The 25,604-nt window shown below is 44.0% G+C and carries 18 protein-coding genes; 10 read left to right on the top strand and 8 right to left on the bottom strand.

All coding sequences use genetic code 11. The features are described from left to right. Positions 1-318 precede the first annotated feature (318 nt). The 4 genes from D0T57_RS02870 to D0T57_RS02855 all read right to left on the bottom strand — a co-directional run bounded on the left by D0T57_RS02870 (position 319) and on the right by D0T57_RS02855 (position 5,715). Complete coding sequence (locus tag D0T57_RS02870) at positions 319-1,320, bottom strand: fimbrillin family protein (protein ID WP_163270699.1); 1,002 nt, start codon at positions 1,318-1,320, stop codon at positions 319-321. Positions 1,321-1,418: 98 nt separating this feature from the next. Continuing rightward, positions 1,419-3,605, bottom strand: coding sequence for a fimbrillin family protein (locus tag D0T57_RS02865; RefSeq protein ID WP_163270697.1), 2,187 nt, complete (start codon positions 3,603-3,605; stop codon positions 1,419-1,421). A gap of 38 nt (positions 3,606-3,643) precedes the next feature. Beyond that, a complete protein-coding gene (locus D0T57_RS02860) occupies positions 3,644-4,627 on the bottom strand; it encodes a DUF5119 domain-containing protein (RefSeq protein ID WP_163270695.1) in 984 nt (327 codons plus the stop codon). After that, the gene (locus D0T57_RS02855) at positions 4,624-5,715 is read right to left on the bottom strand and encodes a DUF3575 domain-containing protein (RefSeq protein ID WP_163270693.1); all 1,092 of its coding nucleotides are present in this window, start codon (positions 5,713-5,715) and stop codon (positions 4,624-4,626) included. Before D0T57_RS02855 ends, D0T57_RS02860 begins: the two co-directional genes overlap by 4 nt. A 667-nt stretch (positions 5,716-6,382) precedes the next feature. On the opposite strand from D0T57_RS02855, the gene D0T57_RS02850 reads away from it, so the two are divergent. Further along, positions 6,383-9,649 carry a glycoside hydrolase family 2 TIM barrel-domain containing protein gene (locus D0T57_RS02850; protein WP_255490473.1) on the top strand — a complete coding sequence of 1,089 codons (3,267 nt, stop codon included), beginning with the start codon at positions 6,383-6,385 and terminating at the stop codon, positions 9,647-9,649. A gap of 213 nt (positions 9,650-9,862) precedes the next feature. Here the strand turns inward: D0T57_RS02850 and D0T57_RS02845 are convergent, their stop codons facing one another. Beyond that, a complete protein-coding gene (locus tag D0T57_RS02845) occupies positions 9,863-10,996 on the bottom strand; it encodes an acyltransferase (protein WP_163270689.1) in 1,134 nt (377 codons plus the stop codon). A gap of 533 nt (positions 10,997-11,529) precedes the next feature. Here D0T57_RS02845 and D0T57_RS02840 point away from each other — a divergent pair. From D0T57_RS02840 to xylE, 4 genes are all read left to right on the top strand, one after another. Continuing rightward, the gene (locus D0T57_RS02840; protein WP_163270687.1) at positions 11,530-12,240 is read left to right on the top strand and encodes an NUDIX domain-containing protein; all 711 of its coding nucleotides are present in this window, start codon (positions 11,530-11,532) and stop codon (positions 12,238-12,240) included. A 63-nt stretch (positions 12,241-12,303) separates the two neighbouring features. Next, on the top strand, positions 12,304-13,779 hold the full coding sequence (locus D0T57_RS02835; RefSeq protein WP_163270685.1) for a xylulokinase: 1,476 nt from the start codon (positions 12,304-12,306) through the stop codon (positions 13,777-13,779). 406 nt (positions 13,780-14,185) lie between these two features. After that, positions 14,186-15,514, top strand: coding sequence for a xylose isomerase (gene xylA, locus D0T57_RS02830; protein WP_163270683.1), 1,329 nt, complete (start codon positions 14,186-14,188; stop codon positions 15,512-15,514). Positions 15,515-15,616: 102 nt separating this feature from the next. After that, positions 15,617-17,005 carry a D-xylose transporter XylE gene (gene xylE / locus D0T57_RS02825; protein WP_163270681.1) on the top strand — a complete coding sequence of 463 codons (1,389 nt, stop codon included), beginning with the start codon at positions 15,617-15,619 and terminating at the stop codon, positions 17,003-17,005. A gap of 68 nt (positions 17,006-17,073) precedes the next feature. Here xylE and D0T57_RS02820 read toward each other — a convergent pair whose 3' ends face one another. Next, positions 17,074-19,443: a glycoside hydrolase family 127 protein gene (locus D0T57_RS02820; protein WP_163270679.1), complete on the bottom strand. Its 2,370-nt coding sequence runs from the start codon at positions 19,441-19,443 to the stop codon at positions 17,074-17,076. A gap of 553 nt (positions 19,444-19,996) precedes the next feature. Beyond that, the gene (locus tag D0T57_RS02815) at positions 19,997-20,299 is read right to left on the bottom strand and encodes a hypothetical protein (protein ID WP_163270677.1); all 303 of its coding nucleotides are present in this window, start codon (positions 20,297-20,299) and stop codon (positions 19,997-19,999) included. 231 nt (positions 20,300-20,530) lie between these two features. Here D0T57_RS02815 and D0T57_RS02810 point away from each other — a divergent pair, with 231 nt between their 5' ends. Both D0T57_RS02810 and D0T57_RS02805 read left to right on the top strand, forming a co-directional pair. After that, positions 20,531-21,124, top strand: a complete 594-nt coding sequence (locus tag D0T57_RS02810; protein WP_163270675.1) for a phBC6A51 family helix-turn-helix protein — start codon at positions 20,531-20,533, stop codon at positions 21,122-21,124. Positions 21,125-21,613: 489 nt separating this feature from the next. Next, positions 21,614-22,909, top strand: a complete 1,296-nt coding sequence (locus tag D0T57_RS02805) for an inositol-3-phosphate synthase (RefSeq protein WP_163270673.1) — start codon at positions 21,614-21,616, stop codon at positions 22,907-22,909. A gap of 60 nt (positions 22,910-22,969) precedes the next feature. On the opposite strand, the gene rlmH is transcribed toward D0T57_RS02805, so the two are convergent. After that, complete coding sequence (gene rlmH / locus D0T57_RS02800; RefSeq protein ID WP_163270671.1) at positions 22,970-23,443, bottom strand: 23S rRNA (pseudouridine(1915)-N(3))-methyltransferase RlmH; 474 nt, start codon at positions 23,441-23,443, stop codon at positions 22,970-22,972. Positions 23,444-23,693: 250 nt separating this feature from the next. On the opposite strand from rlmH, the gene D0T57_RS02795 reads away from it, so the two are divergent. The 3 genes from D0T57_RS02795 to D0T57_RS02785 are packed head-to-tail and all read left to right on the top strand — an operon-like array spanning position 23,694 to position 25,581. Beyond that, entirely contained in the window at positions 23,694-24,035 is a 342-nt protein-coding gene (locus D0T57_RS02795; protein WP_163270669.1) for an MGMT family protein, read from the top strand. Between the two features lie 26 nt (positions 24,036-24,061). Further along, the gene (locus D0T57_RS02790; protein WP_163270667.1) at positions 24,062-24,928 is read left to right on the top strand and encodes a nucleoside phosphorylase; all 867 of its coding nucleotides are present in this window, start codon (positions 24,062-24,064) and stop codon (positions 24,926-24,928) included. A 35-nt stretch (positions 24,929-24,963) separates the two neighbouring features. After that, the gene (locus tag D0T57_RS02785) at positions 24,964-25,581 is read left to right on the top strand and encodes a vancomycin high temperature exclusion protein (protein WP_255490468.1); all 618 of its coding nucleotides are present in this window, start codon (positions 24,964-24,966) and stop codon (positions 25,579-25,581) included. The last annotated feature ends 23 nt before the right edge of the window (positions 25,582-25,604 follow it).

Here is a 25,604-nt window from a genome sequence, read left to right as displayed (position 1 = left end):
TTATTTTTCATAAAAGTCTGAATAATTTTGTTTTTTCACAAAAAACTTATACTTTTGTACCGCTTTTATGGCAATAGAGATTGTCTCATGGTGTAATGGTAGCACTGCAGATTTTGGTTCTGCCTGTCTAGGTTCGAATCCTAGTGAGACAACAAAGATTCCTGTAAATCGTTGATTTGCAGGAATCTTTGTTTTTATGGTACGGCAATTGCTACGGAGCGGGCTCTGGATTTTCATAAATCTGCTCATGGATCAATAAAAAAACTCTGCAAGCTGATATTTGCAGAGATTTCTTGTTTTATAGCACGCACCACCACGCTATCTACTTTCCGTTGGCTCGCTCGCAATGTAGAGCCCAGACTTTGCAGTCATACCAGCGTATTGCTTTTGCGATAACGAAGATGCTTGAGTATCCAGAGTGAGATGGAGTGTATATTTCCTCCCTTTTTCGAAGGTGAAAGACTTCTCGAGCTCATACGTCCTTATCTGGTCGGCTGCGCCTCCCACGATGTCGTAGAGCACCTCAATCTTGATAGGTGGCACATTTATATCCTGGTCTTGCCCTTGCGGAAGCACCATCAAATCGCCAACATCGCCATATTCGTCGCCTTGCGTTTCGAAAGGGTATTTCTGATATACAACATAGCTTGTTGCGCCCGATTGCCCATACCACGTCCAGTCCGATGTTTTCGTTTCTTCGTTGGGAATCCCGGTAAGGATACCTTTGCTGTATATGCCGGTCAGCTTTATCTCCCGGATGCGGAACGAGACACCCGCCTCGCCACTTCGTGCCCGAAAATAGACGCCGGCAAGCGCATGCTCGAAGTATAGCCGGATAGGGTTTCCGTTTTTGTCGAGGTTAGAGGCTACCATAAAGTCTTCCTGCTCCTGATAGTTCTTGCTTACGGTATATTCGAATGAGGCCTCGTTGCTGCTATTTTCTATATAGAGCAGATCGAGCCCCGACAGTGTTGCCGGAGAGTAGGCAAAGAAGCTTACCGTGCCATAGCCCGGCCAGTATTTTACGGGCGAATACACCCAGTTGTCGCCGTCTCTTTCTACCAACTGCTTGTCCATAAAGGAGGCGTAGACTCCGTTGCCTTTGTTCCAAATGGCCGATATGCGGAAGTACTGCATGTCGGCGGCAGTGGTTTTTGCTGCACGCATATCCGAAGCAGAACAATCGAAAGCTATGGCGCTACCCTCGTTCGGATTGCCTGTGCCATCGTCGTTGCCGGAGCATCCGGCAAAGAATAAAACACTAAGGAGGAACCATACCGGTCCCCAACTATTTATACTGCATCGGCTGATTGTTTGCATCGTGACGTTTTATAGATAACTGTTGTTTGAAGAAGTGTAAACGGAAGGGGCAGGTGCCCCTTCCGAAATATGAGAGTTAGTGTGCACAAAGGTGCAGACTAAGGTTGGGGCTTTTTGCCTAAAGATGTGCTGCTACCGGCAGCATATACTGCTTTTATCTCTCCTTGCCCGTTTCCACCAGCAACATTAAGTCTATCTTTTACATCATTCCATGTACATCCTGGCCATACAGTCAACTTCTCTATTATGCCGTGTCGTGCATCAACTAGAGTGAAATTCTTACTGTCACGTATGTCCAACTCTTTTAATAGAATACAGTTGTACTTACCATCAACGAATTTTACTTTCTGCAACAACGTATTTCCTGCTGCATTTACATTTGCTATATTAATATATAGGGGGGAACCGGTACTACCTGTCGCAGTAAACGTTAAATCTGTAAGCTTGCTGTTGTTTGACACATCCAAAGTACCAGCAATCTTACAATCATTGAAATTCAATGTTTTGAACAGGTTGTTTGACAGGTTCAGACTCTCAATCGTGAAGCTAGAACCACTAGCAGGCACTGTTAATGTAGTTAACCTATTGTTCGACAAATCTAACTTTTTTATATTTACACCTGTAGGTATCTCAAATGTAGTAAGCTCATTTCCAGACAGGTTTATCTCTGTATCTGGTGTTAATTTGGCTAGACCACTACTACTAATCGTTACACCTTTTGAAAGTCCACAATTTGACATGTTTAATGTTCCTGTAACATTGATACCTGTCAATTCTATTTCTTCTGCAGTAGAGGAGCAATACTGTGTAAGCTGTGTATTTGATACATTCAAATTTTTAACAGTAGGTGCACCTCCTTTTATTAGCGTTAAAGCTGTGTTTGAAAGGTTTACATCGCCGAGTTTAATGGTGTAGTATAAATAAAATTCGCTAAGTTTTGCATTTTTAGAAGCATCTATATCCTGAGAGGCGTTTGCGTTTTCAATCCATAGCTTCTCTAAGTTTTCAAAGTATTCAAGACCATCAAACTGTAGAGTTGTACCTGTTGTTTTAATATATTTTACCTTCGCAAGGTCGGCTTTAGTAACTTTACCTGTTGGAAGCGTGTATTCGTCCCCACTTGCTCCAGCCTTATCCGTATAGAGCGTAACATTGCCATTACCTTTGAAGTTCTGAATAAAACTAGAGTAATCATCCAATTCCGGGTGAATATCTACATTGGTGGTCCAGTCGCTTACACCTACTTGGAAGTCGATTTCTCCTTCTATATCTTCACCAAAGCCTAGGTAGAAGTTGTATTGACGCCCCATTTCGAATGCGATACCGGTAGCAGCATCACTACCTTTTACAGCGAAGAATTTTGTTCTGTTTGCATAAACAATGTCGCCATCATAAGCTTTATATGATACAGCTATTGCAAATTTATCGGTAGCGGGACCAGTGTAGTCGTCTGTTAATGTAGCAAGTTCGGTTTGTTGTGGCAATACTAACATTGCACCGGTTTTACCTAATACCGACTTGTAGTCGTCGCTAGCTAATTTTATAGGCGACTCACTCATGTCTGCTGTATAATCTCCTTTACTTCCGGTTGCTGTCCATAGAACAAGTGGAGTAGTAACTGTATAGTCCAATGCTCCTGTCTCTTTTATTCCTGCATTTGTCAAGTCCAACGTTCCTGATTTAGACAAGTTGATTAACTCAATTTTGTCAATAGTATAAGTTACTTTTGTTTGAGTAGTTTTGGCAAAGAACATAATGCGCGAAAGTGCATGGTGAAAGTTCAGTTTAACAGGTCCCGTAGTTTTATCCTGACCTGTAACTCTGGCTACCAGGAAGTCTTCTTGCGCATTGTTAAGAGCAATGTCGGGAACAGTGTAAGCAATCGTTTTTTTACTTGATGCGTCGTAATCAGTAAGCCCCTCTCCAGATGTTACGTTCTTGGACGACGATGGACTGTAGGCATAGAAGTCTACTGTACGATCAGCCGGCCAAAAGCGTTTTGGAGCATAATCCCAGTTGTCGCCTTCGCCTCGTGTAATACCAAATGCATTAAATAGGTAACCGTCAAAGGCAGGAGTTCCCCCTTGGGTCATTTTTATACCTGTAACGGTAAAGCTCAGGATGTTTGTTTCGTCTGTGATGGCAGCTTTCGCGCCTTTGTTGGTCAGTGTGCGGAACTCGATGGCTCCGTCTGCCCCGGTGTACGTAGCACCCAAGTCTTCATCGTTGGAACAAGAGGCCAACATAAGAGCAATTGTTGCTGCAAATAAAAATAACTTTTTCATTTTGGTAATTTGTTTTAATAAATTTGACTAGTTTGTTTTTATAAATAAATATCCACATTATTCCAATCTCCGACTCCGATTTCGAAGCCTCCACCGTCTCCGCTACCTTCTCCTGGATCCGGTATTTCGGGAATATCTGTGTCTATGTCGTTGTCTATCAATATGTCGTATCCATCGCGCGCCAGTTTTGCGGGGCGGTCGGTCATCGATTCGTTTATCTGACCCGATACGTCCCAGTAGGCTGTAAAGTATTTGCTGCCTTTGGCCAGTATCTCTATCGTAAACCTGTTTTGGTAGGGATATACCGGTCCGAATGTATAAAAGTCGCCTTCGATGTAGCCTCTGCCATTTTCGTCGGTGCCCACAGTCGAGTTTTCGAACAATACGGTCGAACGCTCGGTGGTCAGCTCGCCGGTATAGAAAAAGTATGTGGCTGCCATGCCCGATATGGCTCCGCGTGCGCTACCGATAAACTTTTCGCCCTTTATGCCGTTGACACGGTAAGTAAACCGGCGGAGTATATTTTTGGGGTAAAAGTTGAGCACCAGTACCGAGTCTTGGCAAAATACGACGTCGAAATTTTTGAGCCACGAATGCACATAGAAGTCGCCGCGCGGATCCATCACTGTGCGTTCGCCTTCCACGGGTGTAGCCAGTTCGTTATATGTGGCACGCGAGGCTTCGGCGCAATATGCCTCGAATAATTTGGGCGTGGTTTCGTTGCGGAAGTATATGTCTGCGTAATAATCGTAGCAGTATGGCCTGTAGGCTGCGCTTTCTACCAGCGTGATGTATTTTACTCCGCCAATGGGTATCTGGTCTATGCCGTAGTCGGAAACACCGTCGCTCATCGAGAATATATTCATACGCATAGGACGCGCCTCGTTTTCGGGGTTTTCCCAGTTTACAACCACCTTGATGGTGACATTGCCTTCGATGCACGGCCCGTCTTCGCACAAGTCTTTGTTTTTGCACGATACTGCGATGAGCAGGAGCAGGAGCAGGTAGTATATCTTTTTCATCGTTGTTGCTCCTCCGTTTTTTTATTTTGGTTTACATTGCCTATCAGCCATACCAGCGAAATGCCGGCTTTGGTGGGCCCCCAATATTTGCGGTCGTGTGTGCTTCGTTTGGGGAAGGTACATCCCGCACAGTCGCTCACGTTGTATTTGTGGTATTTGCCACCGAAGTATCCGGCACCAATTCCAAATTCGAGATTGAACCGTTTGGATATACGCATGGAGTATCCGAGGGTCAGGCCTGCCGAGTAGCTCCAATTGCTGAGTTGCCCCATGTCGCTCTTCTTTTTGGTAAACAACCTTACGTCGTAAGTGCCTCCATATCCGTATGCTCCCAGGTACCATCCTGTCAGCGGTCTTTTTGCTTTGTTGCCAAACCAGTGGCGCAATTCTACGCCGGCCATCTGTATACGGTGGTAATAGTAGGTATTGGCATTGGTGTTCCACCACGACCAGTTGCCTTCTATTCCTACCGACCAACGGTAATCGCGGCCGAAAGGGATTTCGATGGCCAGGTTGGGCAATAGCGCGGCATCGTAGATCAGGTTGTTTCTGATTGCCATGACGAACGGCCTTTTGGTTTTTGGCAATGCCGGATCGAAACAAACCGTATCGACACGGACTATTTCTATTGTATCTTTTTTAAAGTGCAGTTCGTTCCTCTTCGAATATATCGTAGTGGTGGCACTTCCCCGTAGATAGGGCAGTATATGTTCTAATAAATACGCATAGGTCTTTCCGTCATTTAGTCTTTTTATCCTGATTTTTTGACTTTCCCGGCTCAGCTTGCTTTCTAGTATTTTGAGCAACTGTTTGCGGGCGGGCACATTATCATCTTTTTCTATCAGTTCTTTCATTCCGTCCCAGTTTTCGGCTAGGGGGAATGTTATAAATTGGCTGTCTTTTATATGTGGAAATTTTTGTCTTATGTAGTTTTTGAGTGAAATTGCTCGTTCTTTAGCTAGATGTTCGTTGTTATCAAAACCGCCCTCGGGCGAAGCGGCACTGGTGATGACAATGAAATCATCTTCTTCTAGTATTACGTTGGCAAACATTTGGTTTATAATCTCCAACGTATGGGCATTGTTCATATATCCTGGATCGATCTCCGTTCGGTTTACGCGATAATATATGCGTACAACCTTTGGCGGGGAGGTATCGGATGGTATGGAAATTTCGGTAAACTCACTGTTTGTTATTGTTGTTGTTGATGTATTTACCGCTCCGATAACATAAATAATTCCAAGCCAAAAGAGAATTATTACCCAAGATAGCCTTAGGTTTGCAAACCGTACAAGGTTTGTTTCTTGTTTGTGATAATTTAATCGCAATATTGTGCTCCGGTTTAAAAAGTGAAAATTGGACACAAAGTTATGAAAAAATAAAGTAATAAGAAAGGATTTTTCGACAAAAACAGGAGTTGTTGTTTTTCCACAAGCTGAATACATGAAAATATCGGCTTATTTCAACAAATCAAACTCCTGATTTACTGCTATTTGATTGAAAAATAGTTTGTTTTGTTAAAAATTCATATCCATTTACAATTCAATAGCTATATTTTCTTATTCTGACTTTAAAAAAGGCAGGCTGGTTTTATTATTAACACAGATAAATACAGCTAGATTGAACAAAATAATCTAACTTTAAGCCGTCAATTAATTAACCTACATCATGAAATATTGTTTATCAGGACTAATTGTCCTACTCTCATTATTAACGAGTGCCGTAGCGCAAAATTCAACACCTTATTGGCGCAACATGCACGTGCTTTCTGTAAATAAGCAGGCTCCGCGATCTTCTTTTATGACCTACGGGAATAAGGAAAATGCCCTAAGTGAAGAATATGAACATAGCAGCTACTACAAGTCGCTCAACGGAACGTGGGACTTCTATTATACCGAAGACCAAAGGCAATTGCCCGGCAATATTACCGAGCCGGCGAATAACGTAAAATGGCATACTATAAAAGTGCCCGGCAACTGGGAAATTCAGGGGTTTGGTACAGCTATATATGTAAACCAGCCATACGAATGGCAACCGAGAAATCCCCAGCCCCCACTCTTGCCCGACGCAACACCCGTGGGCGTGTACCGGCGGACAATAGAGATACCCGCCGATTGGGGCGGACGCGATATTTACCTGCATATGGCAGCGGCAAAGTCGGGTGTATATGTTTACCTGAATGGCAAAGAAGTAGGGTATAGCGAAGACTCGAAAGACCCGGCCGAATTTTTGTTAAACCCATATTTGCAAAATGGGGAAAACACATTAACAGTAAAAATGTATCGCTGGAGCACGGGCTCGTACCTCGAATGCCAGGACTTTTTCAGGATGAGCGGTTTCGAGCGCGATGTATTCCTGTGGTCGCAAGCAAAGACAGCTATTCAAGACTTCCGGGTTATATCTACGCTCAGCGATAGCTATAAGGATGGAATTTTCAAGCTAAGTATTGATGTGAAAAATACCAAAAATACCTCTTCTTTGGCTAAGGTAAGCTATCAATTGTTAGATGGTGAGTCGAGGCCGGTGTTATCGGGAGCAAAAGACATAAATATCGGAGCAAACAACATCAATACGGTTGATTTTGCCGGCGACCTTGCTTCTGTCAAAACATGGACATCCGAGCATCCTAACTTATACAGGCTGTTAATGATGATAGAGCAAGATGGGAAAACAACAGAATATGTGCCGTACCATGTAGGTTTCCGCCGCATAGAAATCAAAGAGAGCGACCATGTGATAAACGGAAAAAAACAGGTCTTGTTGTACGTCAACGGGCAGCCAATCAAAATTAAAGGGGTAAATATACACGAAACCAGCCCGTACACAGGGCATTATGTGACTCCCGAACAGATGCGCCGCAACTTCGAGTTGATGAAACAAAACAACATAAACAGTGTAAGGCTGAGCCATTATCCGCAAGACCGCCGTTTCTACGAAATGTGTGATATCTATGGCTTGTATGTTTACGACGAAGCCAATATCGAATCGCACGGAATGCGCTACGACCTTAGGAAAGGGGGCTCGCTGGGTAACAATCCCGATTGGCTCGAAAACCATATCGACCGCACACGCAATATGTACGAACGGAATAAGAACTATCCGAGTATTGCTTTCTGGTCGCTCGGCAATGAGGCCGGAAACGGTTACAACTTTTACCAGACCTACTTATGGCTGAAAAAGAAAGAGCAAGAACTGATGAACCGCCCTGTAAACTACGAACGCGCCCTATGGGAATGGAATACCGATATGTATGTGCCTCAGTATCCATCAACTGCATGGTTCGAAGAAATAGGCCGTTCGGGAGCCGACCGCCCTGTTGTTCCATCCGAGTATGCGCATGCGATGGGCAACTCTACCGGCGACCTTTATGGACAATGGAACGCAATCTATAAATACCCACATCTGCAAGGGGGCTATATCTGGGAATGGATAGACCACGCTTTGCTGGCGAAAAGCAAAGACGGAAAAGAATTTTGGGCCTATGGCGGCGACTTTGGCAAGGATGCCCCGTCGGATGGCAACTTCGTTGCCGATGGACTGATAGGAGCCGACCAGATTCCACACCCGGCAATGAACGAAGTTAAATATACGCATCAGAATATAGGCTTCAAGGCTGTTGACCTGAGCAAAGGACAAATAGAGATTACAAACCGTTTCTACTTTACCGACCTTTCGGGCTATCATATAAAATACCAGATACGCAAGAATGAAAAATTGCTGAAAGAAGATGTACTAAAACTGTCTCTTGCACCTCAGCAAACGCAGGTAGTAACAATTCCTGTATCGGCATTGAAGCCGGAGCCGGGTGCAGAATACTTTATCAATTTTGAAGTAACTACTAAACACCCCGAACAGCTGATCCCTGTAGGGCACACTATCGCATACGACCAGTTCCAATTGCCGGTAAGTGCAGAAAAAGAACTGTTCAAACAAGCAAATCAAAGCCCAATCACGGTATCAGACGAGAATGGTATAATAAATATATCTTCCAAAGATATTCAGTTCGCATTCGATACCCGCAAAGGAGTGGCAACTTCATACAAAGTGAAAGGAACCGAATATTTCGACAATGGCTTTGGCATACAGCCTAACTTCTGGCGTGCACCAAACGATAACGACTATGGAAATGGTGCGCCTAAACGCTTACAGATATGGAAACAGTCGAGCAAAGACTTCAAGATTGCCGACTATAAAGTAAGGGAAGACAAAGGAGAAGCCATCTTGACGGTCGATTACCTGTTGGCTGCCGGCAACCATTACATTACCGAATACAGGATATTATCTTCGGGAATAATGAATGTATCGGCAAGATTTACGCCATTAAACAAAGAATCGGGAAAAACAGAAAAGTCGGAAGCCGAGTTGGCAGCAACCTTTACCCCTAAGGCAAAGGCAGATGCAGACCGGAGAAAAATACTGGAAGTTCCCCGTATAGGAATACGCTTCCGCCTGCCTGCCGCAATGGATAATATCCAGTATTTCGGGCGTGGGCCGGAAGAGAATTATATCGACCGCCACAAAGGTACGTTGGTTGGATTGTATAAGGCAAAAGCTTGGGATATGTATTATCCGTATGTACGTCCTCAGGAAAATGGGCATCATACCGAAACAAGATGGATGTCGGCAACTTCTCAAAATGGAAAAGGATTGCTCGTTATCGGCGAAGACCTGGTAGCATTCAATGCATTAAGAAATTCGGTAGAAGACTTCGACGCTCAGGAATCGGACGCTCCATATCAATGGACTAATTTCTCGGAAGAAGAGATTGCCAACCGTAACGAGGCGACAGCCAAAGATGTATTGCGCAAGCAGACTCACGCTATAGATATAGCACCCCGCAATTATGTAGAGATATGCCTCGACTGGCGTCAACAGGGTGTGGGAGGTTTCGATAGCTGGGGCGCACGCCCTACACTAGAGGCTACCATATACTCCGATCAGGAATATAAATGGGCGTTTACGATAGTTCCTGTATCAGATAGTAAAGATGCCTTGAAGAAAGCCGGTTACAGGTATTTCTGATACCAATAGGCTATTGGTCGGATAAGAAGAACAAAAATTCCTTATAATGTTTACAGCATTCCCGTTTTCGGATGGGAATGCTGTAATTTTATTATTCGGCTTTGATTACCTTTATGGTAACGTAAGTTCGATATAATAGAGCTTAGATATCAGTTAATTATGGATTTTCCTTGTGAACTTTGTGTAAGGCTTTGTTTTCTTTGTGGTTAAACCTTATTTTTTCAAGAAGATTTTTGTCAAATACCTGCGAACCGGTTCATCGTAAAGTTTCATGCAGGCATAGGCTAATAGGATACTTCCCACCACTAAGGCTATAGCTCCGGGCAAAGATTCGGTAAACGTAAGGTTTTCGTTTTTTACCCACGCATAATATATATAGATAAAAGGATAGTGCACCATATATAGCGGGTACGATATGTCGCCCAGGAATTTACATATGCCGACTGTGTATTTGTCGGTAGTCTTGCCCGAAGCGCCCAGAAATACAATCAGCGGAAAAAATGCGATACAGCAGAGCGTGTCGTACAAACCGTTCATCCACAGATGCCCGGCGCCACCTATGCGGGGAACAGCCAGCAAGGCGACTACAGATAGGCTGCACAACCAGAAAGCACCTTTGATTCTGGCAGGCTTGAAGACGCGGGATAAGAGTAGCCCTGCCGAAAAGGAGAAAAGCAGCCGGAGGAAACCACCTGTAAATTCCGTCCCCGCCAACTGAAATCCGGCACAGATATCCCCGTAAGGCCCGAATATGGCAAATGTAGCCAGTCCGCATCCTGCAACGGCAACCAATACTGTAAGCGCTACGGTAGGAAGCCTGCGGATGAACAAGGCATATAAGATATTGCCTATATATTCGAAAAACAATGACCATGTAGGCCCATTCAGCGGATACATTTCGCCCAATCCTCTCACTTCCAAGCCCGGAGTAGACGGTATCAGCATGGCATTGGCCAATGTGGCTACCAGCAGTACGCCTATCGCTACTTGCGTAGTATCTCCCCAAGCCTCGCATCCTTGCAGGTAAAATGTGGCTCCTCCTATAATGGCTCCCATTACAACCATAGGTTGCAGGCGTATGATCCGGCGTTTAATGAAGTCTTTCGTTTTCATCGTTTTCCAACGGTCGTCGTAGGCATATCCTACCACAAAGCCCGATAGCATAAAGAAAAAATCCACAGCCAGGTAGCCGTGGTTTATAGTCTGATCTAAATGGCTTGTTGCAAACGCCTCGAACAAATGGAAGCAAACTACGGTGATGGCAGCTATTCCGCGCAATCCGTCGAGAATGTTATAATGGGGTTTTGTATCTGCAAATGCGGCAGAAGAAGTCTGTTTTTCCGACATGAAAAGTAGGTATTGGTTTTTCTGGTATTTTTCTCGTGCAAAAATATGGATTACCTAGCAGATAGTATAAGTAAAATCAAATAAAAGTGATGAAAATTTGTTAATACCCTTCAGCTTGATTTCTTATAGGTTCTTTAGTATAGTTCTTAGCAACTTTTTTATGCTCTTTTTAGCGTATTTTCCATATTTTGCTCTCGGTTTAGCCCGCTAAACCAGCGAGCAAAACACGTAAAATACATCTGAAAATAGCTATAAAAAAGACTTGCTATAAAATTTAAACAGACTCTTATTGTTTTCGTTAACATATTTTGATTGATGTATAATCATGCAGATTGCACTTCCGAAACTGGCTTTTAATCACCATTTATTAATGTTTTCTATACAATAACACCTCAATACTTATTGTATTATATACAAAATATAAACATCTGTGATATAATTAATTAACTAAAAATAAAACTGGAATATACCCGGCGTATGTTTTGTCTTTCATATATTTGTATCAAATACAATAAGCGACACCTTGCATTACCATGAAAACAAAATTCATCCATACCTATGTATCAGTAGATTGCGTTGTTTTCGGTTTCGACGACGAGCAGCTTAACATCCTTCTGGTAAGGCGCGACGAGCAGAATGCTAATGACCTGAAACTGCCCGGAAGCCTGATATACGACGAAGAGGATGTTGACGATGCCGCCAACCGTGTGCTTTTCCAGTTGACAGGGATAAAGAAAATGTCGCTTCGCCAGTTTCGCTGCTTCGCCTCTCCCGACAGGGCAAGCAAGACTGAAGATAAGAAATGGCTCGACAAAGAATACCAGCCTAATATCAACAGGCTTATCACAGTTGCCTACCTGTCGCTTTGCAAGATAGACCGCAAACTGAACAATATATCTAAATATAAAGAAACCGAATGGTGTCCGATGAATGAAGTTCCCAGAATGCCATTCGACCATAATAGAATAGTAAAAGATTCGCTGATAGAAGTGCGCCGATGGATAGAATATGATCCGTCTATCGTATTCGAACTATTGCCTAACAAATTCACCATCAGCCAGCTTCATCGTTTGTACGAAGCCATTTACAATAAAACGATAGATATACGAAATTTCCACAAAAAAGTGGCGGCTATGCCTTATGTGGTGGCACTCGACGAGAAGCAAGCAAATGTGTCGCACCGTGCCGCCCGCTATTACAAGTTCGACAGGAAAGCAAACAACAAGTTGAAAACCAACATCTAATAATAAACAATTATATTATAATTCTTAATTCTTAATTCTTAATTCTTAATTTTTAATTTATATATGTATTTATTAGGATACGACATAGGCAGTTCATCGGTAAAAGCCTGCTTGGTGAACGCAGAAACAGGCAAGATAGTAGCTTCCGATTTCTTCCCGAAAGAAGAGATGGCTATAAAAGCCATTAAGTCGGGATGGGCAGAGCAAGACCCTGCCGACTGGTGGGCAAACCTCAAGTTGGCACACCAGTCGGTGATGCAGAAAGCCGGAGCCAAAGGTGAAGACATTCGGGCAATAGGCATCACATGGCAAATGCACGGGTTGGTGTTGGTCGATAAGGACAAGAATGTCTTGCGCGACTCTATCATCTGGTGCGACAGCCGTGCCGTGCCTTATGGCGAGAAAGCCTTTAAAGCTATCGGCGAAGAAAAGTGCCTGAGCCATTTACTCAATTCGCCGGGCAATTTCACCGCATCGAAACTGGCATGGGTGAAAGAAAACGAGCCGCATATCTATGAAAAAATAGACAAACTGATGCTTCCGGGCGACTATATAGGTATGAAACTGACAGGCGACATAGTGGTAACTATAGAAGGTATGTCGGAAGGGATATTCTGGGATTTCAAGACTAATACCCTGTCGGAAGATGTCCTTAATTATTATGGCATTCCCAAAAGTTTCTTCCCTGAGATAAAGCCGATATTCGGTGTGCAGGGTTACGTTTCGTCCGGGGCAGCCAAAGAACTGGGGCTGAAACAGGGTACACCCGTTTCGTACCGTGCCGGCGACCAGCCCAACAATGCCCTGTCGCTCAATGTATTCGAGCCGGGCGAAATGGCTTCTACAGCAGGCACTTCGGGCGTTGTGTATGGGGTACTCGACCAATTGAATTACGACAAGCTGTCGCGGGTGAATACCTTTGCCCATGTAAATTATACGCCGGAGCAATTGAGGCTGGGAGTACTGCTTTGTATCAACGGAACAGGCATCCTCAATTCGTGGCTGAAGCGCAACCTGGCGTTAGAAGGTTTGTCTTACAACGACATGAACAATCTGGCGTCCCAGTCGCCTATCGGGGCGAAAGGGGTAAGCATTATCCCATTCGGCAACGGGGCCGAGCGCGTGCTTGAGAATAGAGATATGAACTGTTCGATACACGGCATCAATTTCAATATACACGACAAGAAAGATATACTCCGTGCCGCTCAGGAGGGCATTGTTTTCTCTTACGAATATGGAATGGAAATAATGCGGCAAATGGGAATGAACATCCGTACAGTGAAGGCAGGATATGCCAATATGTTCCTCAGCCCGTTGTTTGCGCAGACACTAGCCAGCGTAAGCGATGTTACCATCGAGCTTTACAATACCGACGGCGCGGCAGGTGCGGCCAAGGGGGCTGGTATTGGCATAGGGTTGTATGCCACGCCGCAGGAGGCATTTGCATCATTGGAAAAACTGGGAGTAGTAGAACCGGAAACAGGAAAAAGAGATCAGTACAGGGAGGCATACGACAAATGGCTCAAGCTGGTAAATTGATATTTATGAGAATCAGCAGTTAGAATCTAGCTGCAAAACGTTCTGTTTTATACTGCGCGCAATCACAGATTGCTTGCGTTCCTTTTGGCCAAAGCCCCAAGGGTATGGTAGGGTAAACACATGAAAAATAATATTCCATTTTGACTACTGTAGGGGCGAATTATCATTCGCCCGCTGATTTTTTCTATTTCGGGCGAATGATAATTGACTCCGTCGATTTTCAATTCGCCCCTACAAAGCTCGGAATAGAGTTTAGATAAATTTCACGCGTTTACTCCGGAGGGCGCGGCAGTATGAGCTAAAGAGAAAAAGTTTAACTCAAGATTGAGTTTATGCAGTATAAAAAAGAACATATAATTCAACTACTGATTGGCAGTAATTATAAACATTAAATAAAAACTAAATTATGGAAATTTTAAAAGGAACAAAAGAGTTTTTTCCGGGTATTGGAAAAATCAAATTTGAAGGAAAAGAAAGTAAAAACCCAATGGCTTTCCGTTTCTACGACGAAAACCGTGTGGTAATGGGCAAGACCATGAAAGACTGGATGCGTTTTTCTATGGCATACTGGCATACATTGTGCGCCGATGGAGGCGACCCGTTTGGAGGGGCAACAATCCGTCATCCGTGGAATATCGGTAACGATGCTATCAGCCAGGCTAAATACAAGATGGACGCAGCTTTCGAGTTTATGACCAAAATGAATATTCCGTTCTACTGTTTCCACGATGTAGACCTTGTAAGTTCGGGCAACAACTGGGGCGAATACGAAAAAAATCTGCAAGCTATAGTAGACTATGCAAAAGAAAAGCAGGCAGCTTCGGGCATCAAGCTTCTTTGGGGCACAGCGAATGTGTTTGGCCATGAGCGTTATATGAACGGTGCTTCTACCAATCCCGATTTCGATGTTGTGGCTTGTGCAGGTACTCAGGTGAAAAACGCTATTGATGCTACTATCGCACTTGGTGGTTCCAACTATGTGTTCTGGGGAGGGCGCGAAGGTTATATGAGCCTGTTGAACACAGACATGAAACGCGAGAAAGATCATCTGGGCCGTTTCCTTGCTATGGCTCGCGACTATGCACGCAAACAAGGCTTTACTGGTACATTCCTCATAGAGCCTAAACCAATGGAACCAACGAAGCACCAATACGATTTCGATACCGAAACTGTTATCGGCTTCCTTCGCAACTATGGCCTGGATAAAGACTTTAAAGTAAATATTGAAGTAAACCATGCTACTTTGGCTGGACATACATTCGAACACGAATTGCAAGCTGCTGTAGACGCGGGTATGCTGGGTAGTATCGATGCCAACCGTGGAGATTATCAAAACGGATGGGATACCGACCAGTTCCCTCTCGATATTTACGACTTTGCCCACGCATGGCTTGTAATGCTTCCAGCAGGTGGATTGGGGCACGGAGGTGTGAACTTCGATGCTAAGATTCGCCGCAACTCTACGGATATGGACGATTTGTTCATCGCTCATATTTCCGGTATGGATGTATTTGCACGCGGACTGTTGGTGGCTGCTGATATCCTCGAAAATTCTGACTATAAGAAATTGCGTCAGGCTCGTTATGCTTCGTTCGATGGTGGCGACGGAAAAGCTTTCGAAGACGGCAAACTGACTCTTGAAGACTTGCGTACAATTGCCCACAAAGTAGGCGAACCTAAACAAATAAGCGGAAAACAAGAGCTTTACGAGGCTATTGTTAATATGTATATTTAAAAATAGTTACGAGTTACGGGTTACAAAAGTTACAAGCTCTCTGATTTAGAGTCTTGTTTACTTGTAACTCGTAACTCGTAACTTGTAACTAAATCAAGACCAATGAAAAACGAATTTAACAAGGCATATATTTTTGGAATAACGCTCGTCGCGACCATAGGAGGCTTGCTCTTTGGTTACGATACGGCGGTGATATCGGGAGCCGAAAAATCTATACAGGCATATCTTATCGAGCCTTTGGGATTGGGTGCATTTGCTCATGGCGCTACAGTTTCCAGTGCATTGATAGGCTGTATAATAGGAGGGCTTCTTTCCGGTTTCCTTTCTTCCCGTTTGGGACGTAAGAAATCGCTGTTGCTGGCAGCATTGCTATTTTTCTTGTCGGCTTTAGGCTCAGGATTCCCCGAAACCCTCTTCTTTACACAAGGTGAGCCTAGTATGGCTTTACTATGGACATTCAATTTCTACCGCGTATTAGGAGGGATAGGTGTTGGCCTTGCATCGGCAGTTTGCCCGATGTATATAGGCGAGATAGCCCCTGCTGAGATAAGGGGCAGGCTGGTATCTTTCAACCAGTTTGCTATCATCTTCGGTATGCTTGTCGTTTATTTTGTCAACTGGGGTATCGCCAGCGGACAGACTATAGAATGGATAAACGAAACAGGATGGCGCTATATGTTTGCGTCAGAGGCTATTCCTGCCGCCCTGTTTGGTTTGCTGTTGTTGCTCGTTCCCGAAACTCCTCGCTACCTTGCGCTTACACATCAGGATGACAAGGCTTTGGCTGTACTTGAGAAGATCAACGGGTCGAAGGAGAAAGCCAGTTCGATACTCGACGACATAAAAGGTACAGTATCGGGAAGCGTAAAAGCCAAGCTTTTCTCTTATGGTAAGGCCGTGATTATTATAGGGATACTTTTGTCTGTGTTTCAGCAATTTGTCGGCATCAATGTTGCCCTGTATTATGCTCCGCGTATATTCGAGAGTATGGGTGCGGCCAAAGATGCTTCTATGTTGCAGACCATTATCATGGGATTGGTGAATGTGGTATTTACTGTTGTTGCCATCCTTACTGTCGATAAATGGGGGCGCAAACCGCTGCTTATCACAGGATCTATCGGTATGGCTATCGGTATGTTTGCTATATCGGGGCTGGCATTCAACAACATTATCGGCATCAGCACTCTTGTGTTTATCATTATCTACACAGCATCGTTTATGATGTCGTGGGGACCAATTTGCTGGGTACTGATAGCTGAGATATTCCCGAATAAGATACGGGGGCAAGCTGTAGCTATTGCCGTTGCTGCACAATGGTTCTCCAACTATCTGATATCTTCTACCTACCCGCCGATGATGGAATTTAGCGGCGGTATGACCTATGGCTTCTATGGGCTGATGGCTGTGCTTTCGGCTCTGTTTGTATGGAAGATGGTTCCCGAAACCAAAGGGCGTACGCTGGAGGATATGGAAAAGCTGTGGAAGAAATAACCTACATAATCAATCTGAAGTAATATAGTTAGCAAGGCCAGATTTCCCAGTCTGGCCTTGCTAATATATTATAGGTTCTTATTAAGATTCAATAACCTGACCTCTACCATTTTGCCTGTCGTCGAATTGTCCTTTGCCATTATCTTCACTGCTAGGCTCTGTTTGTTCAGCTCGCTTTCGGGGATTTCTATGATGGTATATTGAGGTGCGGCTTCTCCGCCGTTCAGCATCATCGAAGATACTGGCACATCATTGACCAATATGTCGAAGCTACGCGATTTATCCCTGTCGAAGTATTTCAGGTACAATGATTTCGCCCTTTTGTCCGGGTTCTTCATCCGGTAGCTGAACCAGCCTTTAGCCTCGCGCCAATGGATATCTTCGAAGAAGCCAGCATTGGATTTTTCCATCTGCACGAAATGGTCAGACTCAGGCTGTTGCTCACCACATACCACCTTGTCTATGGTGATAGCATCGAGTGCCATTCGTTCTTTCTCATCTTTGGCTATTTTCTCCTGTAGCTTCTGCACCTCGTTGGCTGTAGCTTGCGGCCAATAGATGATATATCGCGACTCATGCAGGCGGAAGAATGGGATCAGTTCCATCGTCTTCGGATATTTCTCAGAATAGAGGTTGCTCAATGTGAAAGTTAAAGGCTTACCCTCTACCGGGCTTATCCGCGATGCAATCTTGTCCGGCTCGCTAACAATGATAGGCATATCTTTCAGCGCAAGTTGCCGGCCATGTGCAACATGACCACCCCGGCTGTCGTCGGCAAATAGTCCTTGCAGGTCTTCCGAACCCGATTTGGCAGCCAGTGCTATAGGTCCATAGAAGATGGAGTAGTAATTCGACTTATCAGGCATCTGCTCAGCGAATATCTCCATAGGCATTTCCACAGATACTCTATCTCCCTTCTTCCAAGTCCGGTTTATGGAGAGGTAGCCTGTAGCATCGAGGGCGGCACTGTATTCTTTGTTGTTCACCCTTACGCTGAATTTTCCGCCTTTTATCCACGACGGGTAGCGCAACTTGAGGGTGAAGGCAGTCGCTTTCTTAGGGTTTATAGTCAGTAGGGTACTGGCTTTATCCGGGAAAGAGTTCTCCTGTACAACTTCAACATCCTTGTCCCTCCAGTTTAGCATCGAAGGAATGAATAGGTTTACATACAGTTCGCTGCCAGTATGGGCATAGATCATCTCGCCATATTTCGCATGGTTCTCTATTCCCGATCCTACACAACACCACATGCTGGTGTGCGGCTGCGAATATACGCGGTAATGTCCCGGACGCATCTGGGTGAAATAGACCAGCCCTCCGCCATTGGGGTTCTGGCTGGATAGTATATGATTGTACAATGCTCTTTCGTAGTAGTCCATGTATTTCTTATCCAGCGATGTCTGGTAAAGCATCTTGCTAAGCCTGAGCATATTATATGTATTACAAGTTTCAGGGCCTTCGTTGCTGGTTATCATACCCGAAAAATCGTTTGCCGGATGGAAGTGTTCGTGTACACTATTTCCCCCAATGCAGATGGAACGATGCTCCACCACGGTTTCCCAAAAGAAACGGGCAGCCTCCGACCACGACTCGTTACCCTCTATGTCGGCGATACGCTTGAAGCCCAACACCTTTGGTATCTGTGTGTTTGCATGCATCCCGGTGAGCTTGTCCTCGTGGTTGAGCAAGGGGTTTAGTATCGACTGATGCGAAAACTGGCGCGCTAGTTTCAGGTACTTTTCGTCGCCGGTAATGGCGGCTACATCGGCAAAGGTTTCGTTCAGCCCGCCATGTTCGCTACGGAGCATATCCTGAATCTGGTCTTCCGACAGGGCAGAGACAAGCTTTATCGCCCAGTCTGTCATTTTTACGAGCATCTCTTTTGCTGTCCGGTTGCCTGCTACGAGGTAGGCATCGCGCAATCCGGCATATGTCTTGTGTATATTGTATAGAGGAACCCACCTGTTATTAAGCCCGAAGCCCGAAGCCTGGATGTTCCCTGCGGCTATTTCGTCCCAAATAGTCTTTCCTCCGGGCACGCCGCCTATGTAGCCATTTCCATTAGCATCCTGGCAGCGTTTAAGTTCGCCGACCATATAGTCCAGCCGTTCTTTAATAGCGGCATCGCCTGTAGATGCATGCATCAACGAAAGTGCCGATAGGTAGTGTCCTCCTATGTGTCCGTCAAGGCCTGTATTTTCCCAATTGGTATAGCTGTCGGCCTTCTTGGGAAGTCCTGCTTCTCTGACAAATGGAGCGAGAAGCCTGTCTGCATTGAGTTCCAAGAGGTACTTTTTGTCCAGTTCTTCTGCATGCTTGAAAGGGCTGTTTAATAAACGGACGTCTTGCAGGTCGAAATAGCTGACCTTTGCCCCTTGCTGGGCAAATGCTGACAGGATACAAAATAGGGATGCAATGAGTAATGCCGGTTTTTTCATGAAATGCTAAGTTCTTTTTCCTTGTTTAACAACATATTTAGATTTACAATAAGTGTCTTCTTTACACTTGCAAGATATAAAAATAAGTATTCGAGCAAACACTTATAAAACATGTTGTAAAACATAGTTGTTGCATGACCGTCGGCTTATCGGCTAAAAACAAAAAAGCGGGAAACTTTGCTGATTCCCCGCTACGAAAGCATAATGCTATTATATGTTCATTTTTTATACTGCTACTGCATAAAAGCAATCTTCGGTTAAATATTTTCTCTTTAGCACATACTGGCGCGCCCTCCTGGAGTAAACGCGTGAAATTTATCTAAACTCTATTCCGAGCTTTGTAGGGGCGAATTATCATTCGCCCGCTGATTTTTTCTATTTCGGGCGAATGATAATTCGCCCCTACAGTAGTCAAAATGGAATATTATTTTTCATGTGTTTACCCTACCACGTACTTGGGGCTTAGTCCAAAAGGAACGCAAGCAATCTGTGATTGCGCGCAGAATAAAAAAGGACGTTTTTACTATAAAATTCCAACTCCTGATTCGCATTATTAACCAAACACAAACTTGCCTATAAAATCGTCGCCACTCCATTCATCTTTACATTTCACATTTATCCCAAGCCGTTGAAGTATCCGCATCATGTCCTTGCTCAATGTTTCTATATATATCAGGCTGATTTCCTTTAGTTCGAGAAGCTTCGGGAAGCTGTTGCTATTTTCCAGCTTTATACTTTCGTAGCCCAGAACCTTGTCGCCTTCCATTCTGAACACGTTTACCAACGTATTCTCTTTGATTTCCTTGCAGGGAGAGCCTTTGTCTGTAATAATGGCTATTGTCCTTTTATTATCCATGTCGTTTATTTTAGTTGACGCTTTTGAAACAAATAATATTTCACCAAGTTTGTTTATTTAATGTTCTTTGTGTTTCAAGCGTTCATTTCTTAAACAAATTAAATTAAATCATAAAAATTCTTTTAATCGGAAAACCGGCTGCCGGTGCAGGGAACAAGGTTGGACGAATGAAATTTGTAATGAAGGAATCCCAATCAAATTCTTTTTACTTTATCTATAAAGGAAAAGATTATGGCAAAATTTACAACAAAACTGGCAGAACGCATCCTGGAGATGATAGAACACGATATGTACACCGTAGCCGAAATATGCCGCGCAACAGGCATCAACCGCAAAACCTTTTACGAATGGAAGAATACAAAACCCGAATTTTGTGCAGCGGTGGAAGATGCCGTTGAACGGCGCGACGAAGCACTGGTAATGCTGGCGCGTATGTCGCTGAAGAAGAAACTCGAAGGCTATACCCTCACCGAAGAAAGGCTGTACTACGAACCATCGAAAGGCAACCCTCAGGAAATGGTGCTCAAAAAGAAAGTGGTAAAGAAAAAAGAAGTAATGCCCGATCACCACACCATAAAGCTGGCTTTGGAGAGGGAAAACAAAAAAGCGAAAACTTCTGAAGCCAACGAAGACCTGTACGCCAAGCCGACAGAGATAGGAGTGGTAGACGAAGAAACTAAGATGGAACTGGAAGACTTTGTCAGCAGGCGGGCAAATATGTATCGGATTGTGGTAAGCAACAAAAAAGCTCTCGACCCCTCCAATGGAAGTAAAGTAGGACTAAGCCACGAAATGAGGGAGGAAAGTAACAATGGAAAAGAATGAAAAAAGGTGTTACATATGTTACTTTTTGCACAAAATATTGATAGATATTCCTGTTAAAATCCGGATAAAAAAATATCAAAAAGAAATAAATGTAAGGTGTATATCTTTGTTTTTCCCGATGATTTTATACCTTTGCTCATCACGCAATAATATTATATACTATTTCGTTATTAAAAATAGCTTTGGCGGAAGCTATTGTAAGTTTGTCGTTGTTGACATTTGTAATGCCTCTCTTCACAAACAGGCATACTTCAACTAACAGTTGATAAACACTTCAGTACTTTGGTAATAATGTAGAGTTGGTCTGATTGACTGGTTTAAGAATGGATACCGTTTGTATGGTAGAAAAGCCCGGGTTGGGAGAATAAAATAAACCAGACCTTCACCAAAGCTATACTATTATATAGATTTGCGGCATATTGCCGCAGGTCACCGCGTTTAAAGGATTGCTGCGGGTTGCAGTGTATTTTAACAATTTAAAACTAAAAAATGGGAAAAGTACAAGTGAAAGAAGCCAATGGTAAACTTGGTATTCTATCGGTAGGAGTTGGTGCAGTAGCCACCACATTCATGGCAGGAACATTGATGACCCGCAAAGGGCAAGGAGTTCCTGTAGGTTCAATCACTCAATTGGCAACCATGCGATTGGGTAAAAGGGAAGAAAACCGTTTCCCTAAAATCAAAGATGCTGTGCCTTTGGCAGACCTTAAAGACATCGTATTCGGTGGATGGGACATCTTTGAAGACAATGCGTATGAAGCTGCGGTTCACGCCGACGTATTGACAAAAGAAGACCTCGACAAAGTGAAAGACGAAATGATGGCCATCAAACCGATGAAAGCCGTATTCGACCAAGACTTTGTAAAACGCCTTCACGGAACTTGGGTGAAATCTGCCCCTACTAAATGGGACTTGGCAGAACAAGTAAAACAAGACATCGAGAACTTCAAGAAAGAAAACGGTTGCGACCGTATCGTTGTTATCTGGTGTGGTAGTACCGAAGTATTTACTCCACTGAGCGACGTACACAAAACGCTTGCCGCTTTCGAAAAAGGACTGAAAGAAAACCATAAAGACATAGCTCCTTCTAATATCTATGCCTATGCTTGTGTGTCGATGGGAATACCTTACATCAACGGTGCCCCTAACCTTACGGTAGACATACCTGCAATGTGGGAACTGGCTGAGAAAACCCAGACTCCTATCTGCGGTAAAGACTTCAAGACAGGGCAAACAATGTTGAAGACTGTATTGTCGCCAATGTTGAAAACCCGTATGTTGGGTCTTAGCGGATGGTTCTCTACCAACATCCTTGGTAACCGCGACGGCGAAGTGCTCGACGATCCGGGTTCATTCAAGACAAAAGAAGAGTCTAAACTGTCTGTTATCGACAATATCCTTCAACCTGAGCTTTATCCAGAGCTTTACGGAAACGTTTACCACAAGGTACGTATCAACTATTATCCTCCTCGCAAGGACGATAAAGAAGGCTGGGATAACATCGACCTGTTCGGATGGTTGGGCTATAAAATGCAGTTGAAAGTAGACTTCCTTTGCAAGGACTCTATCTTGGCTGCTCCTCTTTGCCTCGACCTAGTATTGTTTACCGACCTTGCGCAACGTGCAGGAATGAGCGGAATACAAGAATGGTTGTCGTTCTACTTCAAGAGCCCGATGCACGAGCCTAGCAAGGTTGCAGAGCACGACTTGTTTATCCAATATGTGAAGCTGAAAAACACGCTTCGCCAAATGATTGGAGAAGAGACAGTTGATTTTATCGACTAAGCCGTCTTTGACATATAGTGTGAATAACTCAGGGGCACATCGCTCCTGAGTTTTCTGTCCTTATTCGTGATGATAAGGCTCATTGTTGAGTATCGTCATCGCCCTGTATAGCTGCTCTACGAAGATCAGGCGTACCATCTGGTGCGAAAAGGTCATTCGCGAAAGCGTCAGTTTCTCACTGGCTTTGGCATATACATCGTCCGAAAAGCCATAAGGGCCGCCAACGGCAAACACCAGCCGGCGGGAAACCGTATGAGTCTTCTTCTCGATATAAGAGGCAAACTGCATGGAGGTATATTCCTTGCCTTTGTCGTCGAGCAAAACGAGGTAATCGCCCGCTTGCAGGCTTTTCAGTATAAGCTCGCCTTCCTTTTCTTTTTGCTGCCCTACTGTTAAACTTTTAGTATTTTTCAAGTCCTGAATTATCTGTATTTCGAAAGGGATATAATGCTCAAGACGTTTTTTATATTCGTCGATAGCATTTATAAAGTAACCCGCATCGGTCTTTCCTATAACCAGCAATGTAATTTTCATATCTCTTAGAGCCTGTTTAAATTTTATAGCAGAACTTTTTTATAGCTTTTTTAGATGGATTTTTAATGTTTTGCTCGCTGGTTTAGCGGGCTAAACCGAGAAGGAAATACTAAAAAGGCGCTAAAAGAGCATAAAAAGGCTGCTAAGATTATTTGCTAGAGCCTATAAGAAAAATTTCGCTAAAATTTAAACAGGCTCTTATATTTATTACAAAAGTAAATCTTTATAACTTTATAGCAAATACCGGAACATGACCAAAGAAGAGAAAGAAAAGCTGAGGCTTGGGATTTATGATATAGTAAAAACAATTCCGCGCGGACGTGCCACCAGCTATGGCGCTATAGCCAAAGCGGCAGGTTATTCGAACATGTCGCGCCTTGTTGGCAAAATGATGGGCGAATGTTCCGAAAAAAACATTCCTGCATACCGGGTAGTCAACAGTCAGGGCGTACTTTCGGGAAGGGAAGCATTCGGAGATAATGAGAGGATGCAACGGTTATTAGAGGACGAAGGCATTGTGGTGAAGAATAACAGGATCAGTAATTGGAAGGATATATTTTGGAATCCTTTGGAAGAAATTATATTAGACTAAGCAAATAACAAAATAATATACAGGATATGAGAAAAATACCAGATTCGGAACTGATAATCAATAGCGATGGCAGCGTCTTCCACCTCCATATTAAGCCGGAGCAACTGGCCGACAAGATAATAATGATGGGCGACCCCGGCAGGGTAAACCTTACGGCCTCGTTTTTCGACAGCATAGAATGCGATATCCAAAGCCGCGAGTTCCACACCATCACAGGGACATATAAGGGTAAACGCATCACAGCCCTCTCGCATGGTATAGGCGCCGACAATATCGACATCGTAATTACCGAACTGGATGCACTTGCCAATGTAGATTTCGGAACAAGGGAGGTAAAGAAAGACTTTCGCCAGCTTACGATGGTACGTGTCGGCACATCGGGAGGCTTGCAACCCCATTGTCCGATTGGTTCGTATGTAGTAGCTGCAAAATCTATTGGGTTCGATGGTGTACTCAACTATTATGAAGGCAGAAATAATATTTGCCTTTTGGATTTCGAGGAGGCTTTCAAAAAGCATGTAGGGTGGAATCCGCAACACTGTTCCCCTTATGTAGTAAAGGCAGACGAACAGCTTGTAGCACAAATCGGGCACGATATGATAAAAGGAGCGACTATTTCTGCCATCGGCTTTTATGGTCCGCAAGGAAGGCATGTGCGCCTATCGTTGGCTAATCCCGACCTCAACAGCAGGATAGAATCGTTCAGGTTTGAAGAAGATACCATCACCAACTACGAGATGGAAAGCGCCCCGCTTGCCGGAATGGGTCGACTGATGGGACACCGTGCAATGACCGTCTGCACTATAATTGCCAACCGTCTGGCGGGTGAATCGAATGCTAATTACAAAGGCTCGATTGAAGACCTTATTGTAAAAGTATTAGACCGTATCTGATGAAAAAGCGAACGAAAAAAAGGATCAAAAGAATTATGGCTATTGTTCTTATAGGACTAATATCCGTTGTTGCAATAGTCGTTTTTGCCAACTGGAAAATACCGCATGATACGGAAAAGTATATTTACAATAACGTTGACAGCGTGCCACCTCAGAAGGCAGCTCTGGTATTAGGGGCTGCACGTTATATCGGCAGCAGGCAAAACCCGTATTTCTCCTATCGCATACAAGCCGCAAGTGAATTGTATCGGGTGGGTAAAGTCAAAGCCTTCGTGGTTAGCGGCGACAACAGCCGGAAAGACTACAACGAAGCCGAAGATATGCGCCAGGCTCTTATAGAAGCGGGTGTTCCCGACAGCGTTATCCATCTCGATTATGCAGGATTCCGCACACTAGACTCTGTAGTCCGTATGAATAAGATATTCGGACAGGATGCCTTTATTATCGTCTCGCAAGAGTTTCACAACGAACGGGCTGTATTCCTCGCCCAATATTACGGGCTGGATGCTTATGGATACAATGCCAGGGATCTAAACCTGAACCGCTCGTCGTACCGCACTAAGATAAGAGAAGTATTTGCCCGCGTAAAAGTGTTCATTGATATAATCATAGGGAAAGGCCCTAAATTTTTAGGAGAACAGATTGAGATATAGAATGAAAATAGCCCTGACAGGGT

It is taken from the genome of Dysgonomonas sp. 511 (assembly GCF_010501105.1).
Taxonomy (GTDB): domain Bacteria; phylum Bacteroidota; class Bacteroidia; order Bacteroidales; family Dysgonomonadaceae; genus Dysgonomonas.
Note: the sequence above shows the minus strand (reverse complement) of the source record. Positions and strands in the feature narration are given on the sequence as shown.